The 6,281-nt window shown below is 63.1% G+C and carries 5 protein-coding genes and 1 pseudogene; 3 read left to right on the plus strand and 3 right to left on the minus strand.

All coding sequences use genetic code 11. The annotated features are described in order from the left end of the window. The 3 genes and pseudogenes from B3M58_RS00005 to B3M58_RS00015 all read left to right on the plus strand — a co-directional run. Nucleotides 1-609 (plus strand): annotated as a pseudogene (locus B3M58_RS00005) (CynX/NimT family MFS transporter); the annotation flags it as partial. Nucleotides 610-911: 302 nt separating this feature from the next. Then, nucleotides 912-1,340, plus strand: coding sequence for a hypothetical protein (locus B3M58_RS00010; protein WP_296216421.1), 429 nt, complete (start codon nt 912-914; stop codon nt 1,338-1,340). 126 nt (nt 1,341-1,466) lie between these two features. Then, nucleotides 1,467-1,799: a YnfA family protein gene (locus tag B3M58_RS00015; RefSeq protein WP_296216423.1), complete on the plus strand. Its 333-nt coding sequence runs from the start codon at nt 1,467-1,469 to the stop codon at nt 1,797-1,799. A gap of 84 nt (nt 1,800-1,883) precedes the next feature. Here B3M58_RS00015 and B3M58_RS00020 read toward each other — a convergent pair whose 3' ends face one another. The 3 genes from B3M58_RS00020 to B3M58_RS00030 form a co-directional block, all read right to left on the minus strand. Beyond that, the gene (locus B3M58_RS00020; protein WP_296216424.1) at nt 1,884-2,123 is read right to left on the minus strand and encodes a YheU family protein; all 240 of its coding nucleotides are present in this window, start codon (nt 2,121-2,123) and stop codon (nt 1,884-1,886) included. A 62-nt stretch (nt 2,124-2,185) separates the two neighbouring features. Next, the gene (locus B3M58_RS00025) at nt 2,186-4,936 is read right to left on the minus strand and encodes a hybrid sensor histidine kinase/response regulator (protein WP_296216426.1); all 2,751 of its coding nucleotides are present in this window, start codon (nt 4,934-4,936) and stop codon (nt 2,186-2,188) included. Between the two features lie 98 nt (nt 4,937-5,034). Further along, nucleotides 5,035-6,216 carry an osmoprotectant NAGGN system M42 family peptidase gene (locus B3M58_RS00030; RefSeq protein ID WP_296216427.1) on the minus strand — a complete coding sequence of 394 codons (1,182 nt, stop codon included), beginning with the start codon at nt 6,214-6,216 and terminating at the stop codon, nt 5,035-5,037. Nucleotides 6,217-6,281: the final 65 nt, after the last annotated feature.

The raw sequence follows: 6,281 nt of genomic DNA on the forward strand, positions 1-6,281 counted from the left end.
GATGCTCGTGGAGTGAGTGTCCGGATCAGCGTGGAATCACTGTCCGGATGTGCGTGGAATGGGTGTCGCGTCAGCGTGGAATCCGCAATTCAGGCCGGGTTGTTCTATGCCTTGGCGACCTGGGCGGTGGCGCGCTACCAGGAGGCCGGGTTGACCGTGCTGCACAGCAACACGCTGTTCAGTGTGTCGATGCTGATGGGCTTGCCCAGCTCTTTTCTGCTGCCATGGCTGGCCCAGCGGTTCGATAACCGTTATGGGCTATTGGTCGGCTGTGGCGTGCTGTCGTCTATCAGCCTGGCGATGATTACCTTTATGCCGACCGTGCTGCCGGAGCTGTGGGCCGTGGCAATCGGTTTTGGTCTGGGAGGCTCGTTCGCCCTGTCGCTGGTACTGCCGCTGTATGAAGCCGGCTCGCCGCTGGCGGTCAGCCGCTGGACGGCGATGATGCTGTGCACGGGTTATAGCCTCGGTTGCTTGACGCCGATTTTGTCCGGGTTGGCGCGTGACCTGGCGGGCAACTACGGTTTGCCGTTTATGGTGCTGACCAGCCTGGCCGTGTTGATGACCCTGCTTGCCTGGCTGATGCGCCAAGGGCCGCGTAGAGCTTGACGCGTGGATGAGCGGGTAGTCGAGCCCCGCCGGCGGACGTGCCGATAGGCTGGGGCATCTGCTCGCGGCCTGTGGTGGACAAGGCTGCGCCATGTCCACCCTACGAACTACGAACGACTTTGATGCGTTGAGGGCTGCGTAGAGTTTGATGTGTGGGTGGGCCGTGGTCCGCCGCTGACGTGCGGTTAGGAAGGCTGCGCGATGTCCTCCAACTAAGCTGAAACGCGCAAAGTTGGCGATCGTTCCTTCCTTGGCCTGCGGTGCTGTGATAGAAGGCAGCCTTGATTTTCTGGAGTGCCCGTGTGGAGTCCGAATCCATCGTTTATGGCTGCATCCGCGATTGGCCGTCCGATAGCCCGGCGGAGAGTCGGCTGCGCCGTGAAATCAATCAGCAGGTGTTGAGCGAGCTGCCTGCTGGCGATGCCTGGCCGTTTCTCGGGCGCGAGATGTTTGCGTGTTGTCGACAGCCGGGCGAGGGGGTGTACCAGACACAGGTGATTCACTTCGGCGCCAGTTACCGTGCGGTGGAGTACGAGTGGAACTTGTGGATCAAGCAATTCGAAGCGCTGCTCAAGCGGCTGTATTGGGCCAGTGCGGTGGTGCATCTGGAAACCGAGCTGAGCGGTACGCATACCTTCCGCTGGGAGTCCGACAATGGCTTGCACAGCCCTCAGGAAGGCGAGTTGCACGTACGCTGTGCCTGGGAGCGCGAAGGCGGCCTGCGCGGGTAGTACGCTCTCCGGTGGTTCGCGCTACGAACGCCCACAATCGCCGTACGAGGCAGCCTGCGCAGGTGCCGAGTGCCATTTCAATCGCGGAAAACTGCCGCATATCCTGATCGGCAGGGGAACATTCCGATGCTTAATTACCTGTGGTTTTTCCTGGCTGCGTTGTTCGAGATCGCCGGTTGCTACGCCTTCTGGATGTGGCTGCGCCTCGGTAAGAGCGTGTGGTGGGTGGCGCCCGGGCTGCTCAGCCTGACGTTGTTCGCCTTACTGCTGACCCGCGTGGAGGCGGCGTATGCCGGGCGTGCGTATGCCGCTTACGGCGGGATCTATATCGTCGCTTCGCTGCTGTGGCTGATGGTCGTCGAAAAGACTCGCCCGTTGGCCAGCGACTGGTTGGGCGCCGCGCTGTGCGTGGCGGGCGCCAGCATCATTTTGTTCGGGCCGCGCTTTTCCCCAAGCTGATTGGCTGAGCCCAAGACCGGTAGCGCGCAGAGTTCGTGGGAGGGGCTTTAGCCGCGCGCGTTTCCAGGCCCAGGCAATCGCGGACTATTCGCTGAGCTCTTGTAGCCATTCCTTGGGCACGTCGCGCTTCAATGCCAGTTGGCATTGCTGGCTTTCGGGGTCGAAGACGATCACGGCTTCGCCTTTATCCAAGGCGCGGCGTACGCGTTGTACGCGGGTTTCCAGTGGGGTTTCGTCACCGTTGTCGGTGCCTTCGCGGGTGACGAAATCCTCGATCAGGCGGGTAAGGGTGTCGGCTTCTAACAGGTGCGCGGGGATCAACACGGCTTTATTCTCCAAAACACAGCGGCGATGCTAACGCGCCCTGCGCGAGCTGGCCATGTCTGTCAGTTGTCCTGCGTTTGCCCGAGCAGGTAGCGATCCAGGGTGCTGTACAGCTGGGCACTGTCCAGCGGTTTGCCGAGGAAGTCGTCCATGCCCGCATCGGCGCCGTGCTGGCGATGCTCGTCGAGGATGTGCGCTGTCAGGGCGACGATGGGCACGGCCGGCAGGTTGTACTGGCGCTCCAAACGGCGGATCTGCCGGGTCGCTTCGAAGCCGTCCATTTCCGGCATTTCACAGTCCATCAGGATCAGCTGCACGGCTGCCGGGTCGCGCTGGTACTCGTTGACCGCCGCCAAGCCGTTGATCACTAAACGCACGCTGTAGCCGCGCTTTTTCAGAAAGCCCTGCACCACCAGCTGATTCACCGGGTTGTCTTCGGCGACCAGGATGCACGGCGCGCCATGGCTGTCGCTGCGCACTTCGCGTGGCAGGCTGCGTACTTCGGCGCGGCGCTCTTCGTAGAGTTCGACCAGTGCTTCGCGCAGGGCGGTCACCGCCAGCGGTTGTGCCAGGCTGAGCAGGCGCAGGCCGGCACTGGGCGGCAGTTGCTGGCATTGCTCTGGCGGGCAGAGCAGCAGCACCCGTTGGCCGGGTTTCAGCTGCGGGCGCAGGGAGTCGAGCCAGTGGTTGGCGCTGCCGGGCCAGGGCGACATCAATACCAGCAGCGGCGGGGCGGCAAAGTCCTCCAGGTAGCCGTGCAGGCGCTCCGGGGTTTGGCAGCGTTCGGTGCGCATCCCCCAACGCCCGAGCAGGCGGCTGAGAGCATCCAGGCCAAGGCCATCGAGCGAGGTGAGCAGGGCGGTGCGGCCGTTGAGCAACTGGCTCAGCGGATCGGCTTCGGTCTCTTCGTGTGTCAGCGGGATATCGAATGCGAAACGAGTGCCCTGGCCCGGTGTGCTTTGCACCTCGATGCGGCCACTCATCATTTCCACCAATTCCTTGCTGATGGCCAGGCCCAGGCCACTGCCGCCGTAACGGCGGGTGGTGCTGGAGTCGCCTTGGGCGAAGGACTCGAACAGCTGGGCCAGCCCTTCGTCGCTGACGCCGATACCGCTGTCACTGACCGCGAAAACCAGGTGCGGGTTACCCAGCGAGTCGTTGCGCCGGCACACATTGACCGCCACATGCCCTTCAGCGGTGAATTTCAGCGCATTGCTCAGCAGGTTCATCAGCACTTGCTTGAGCCGGGTCGGGTCGCCTTGCATGCGCCGTGGGACGCCGTGCTCCAGGCTGACGTAGAGACGCAGGCGTTTATCCAGGGCCTGCCCGGTGAACAGGCTGAGGGTGTCGGAGATCAGCTCTTCGAGGTCGAAGTCGATATGTTCCAGGCTGAGTTTGCCGGACTCGATCCGGGCGTAGTCGAGAATGTCGTTGATCACTGCCATCAAGGAGCTGCCTGAACTGGAAATGGTGTCCACATAGAAGCGTTGGCTGCGATCTAAGGGGGTTTCGCGCAGCAGTTGCAGCATGCCCAGCACGCCATTCAGTGGGGTGCGAATTTCGTGGCTCATCTTCGCCAGAAAGCGGCTCTTGGCCTGGTTTTCGACTTCCGCCTGCTCGGCGGCGCGGCGCGACTGGAAGCCTTCTTCCTTGAGCATATTGATGCGGTCGGCCAGGCCAATCGACAGGGTGATCAGCTCGATGGTCACGCCGATCTTCACCACGGCCGCGCCATACAGGCCGAATACCTCGATACCCAGCGAGCCGGAGGTGGCGATGATGAATGAAATGAGCAGAATGCCCCAGGCGATGATGTAGTAGGAGCCGTAACGCAAGCCCTGGCGCCAGACATAGGCGCCACTCAGCAGCAGCACGAAGGACACCGCCAGCACCGTCAGGCTGGCGAGAATGTTCCAGGCTTGCAGGCCAATCAGCGGCACCGAAATCAGGCAGCCGACGATCAGTAGCATGAACAGCCGCAAGCCCAGATCGAGGCGTGGGAAATACTGGCGTGTGTGCAGGAAGTGGCGGCTGAACTGGGTGGCGCTGAAGCAGTGCAGGTACATCAGGATGTAGATGCTCACCGATTGCAGGCCGACATGCTCGGGCAAGAGCTTGAACAGCATGCCGTCGAAACTGGCGGCGAACAGGCCGATGTTGAGGTTGTACACCAAGTACCAGAAGTAGGCCGATTCGCGCAGCGAGATAAACAGGAACAGGTTGTAGCAAAACATCGCGAACAGCACGCCGTAGAACGCGCCATTGATGCCCATGAGGTTTTCCTGGGCGGCGGCGCTGGCGTGGTAGGTGCTGAAGAACAGCGGCAGAAAGATGGTACTGGTGCTGTCGACGCGAATCAGCAGGGTGTTGTCGCCGGGCGTCAGGTTGAGCGGGAACCAGAAGTTGCGCACCTGCACCGGACGTTGTGAGAAGGCGTAATGATCGCCGCTTTCCTGCACCTGCCAGCCGCCGTCGGGGGTGGCCAGGTAGACCTGGAGATGGTCGAGCAGCGGGTAGTTGACTTCCAGGTAACCGGCCAGGTCATGCGGCAGTTGGTTGGCCAGGCGCACCTTGAACCACCAGACCGAATCGTTCTTGCCGAGGTTGGCGTGGTCGCCCGGCAGCGTGGTGAAGCGCGCGTCGGCAAGCAGGCTGACCTGCTCCAGCGTCAGTTTGCCGCTGGGGTCTTGCAGGTAACCCATGGCCGACCCGAGCGAGACGCGCAGGTCGGCTTTGTCCAGTGTGGCAGGCACAAGCGCCCAGGCTGGGCCGCAAAGCCAGAGCAACAGCACCGCCAGGCATATACGCGGCATCCGCGAACCCCATTATCGTTATTAGGGGCGTCGAAATCCGCCGCGCCCGTCATCCATGCCAGCCACTTTGCCCGGATGTACGCGGCCCTTCAAGCACCCTAATCGCGATGGCCGAGCAGGCTGTCGACGGTGGGTACGCGGGTATCGCTGGCCATCTGCGCGTCGTGCTCCAGTTGGTGGCTGAAACGCTCCAGCGAACCCTGCGCCGGCTGGGCATCGCTGGCGAATACCGGAGGGCTGAGCAAGTAGGCGCCCAGCAGGCGACTGAGGGCGGCCAGGCTGTCGATATGCGTGCGTTCGTAGCCGTGGGTGGCATCGCAGCCGAAGGCCAGCAGCGCGGTGCGGATGTCGTGGCCGGCGGTCACCGCTGACTGCGCATCGCTGTGGTAGTAGCGGAACAGGTCGCGGCGTACCGGGATGTCGTTTTCCGCCGCCAGGCGCAGCAGTTGCCGCGACAGGTGATAGTCGTAGGGGCCGCCGGAATCCTGCATGGCCACGCTGACTGCATGTTCGCTGGAGTGCTGGCCCGGGGCGACCGGGGCGATGTCGATGCCGACGAATTCGCTGACGTCCCACGGCAGGGCCGCGGCGGCGCCGGAGCCGACTTCCTCGGTGATGGTGAACAGCGGGTGGCAGTCTATTTCCGGCTCGATGCCGCTTTCGACGATGGCCTTGAGCGCAGCCAGCAAGGCGGCCACGCCGGCTTTGTCGTCGAGGTGGCGGGCGCTGATATGACCGCTTTCGGTGAACTCCGGCAGCGGGTCGAAGGCGACGAAGTCACCGATGGAAATCCCCAGCGACTCACAGTCGGCGCGGGTGGTGCTGTAGGCATCCAGGCGCAGCTCGACGTGATCCCAGGTGATCGGCAGTTGATCCACTGCCGTGTTGAACGCGTGCCCGGAGGCCATCAGCGGCAACACGCTGCCACGAATCACGCCATGGTCGGTGAACACGCTGACCCGGCTGCCTTCGGCGAAGCGGCTCGACCAGCAGCCGACCGGCGCCAGGCTCAGACGGCCGTTATCCTGCACCGCGCGGACGATCGCGCCGATGGTGTCGAGGTGCGCCGACACGGCGCGGTCCGGGCTGCTCTGCTTGCCTTTCAAGGTGCCACGGATGGTGCCGCGCCGGGTCATCTCGAAGGGGATGCCGATTTCCTCCAGGCGTTCGGCGACGTAACGCACGATGGTGTCGGTAAACCCCGTCGGGCTGGGAATGGCGAGCATTTCCAGAAGGACTTTTTGCAGGTAGGCGAGGTCGGGTTCGGGTAGTTGTTGCATGCAAACTCCTCTGGCGTATTCGGCCGGGTGCTCAGGCGTAGGGCGGACATGCCGAAGGCTTGTCC

Source organism: Pseudomonas sp. UBA2684, assembly GCA_002354655.1.
Classification (GTDB): domain Bacteria; phylum Pseudomonadota; class Gammaproteobacteria; order Pseudomonadales; family Pseudomonadaceae; genus Aquipseudomonas.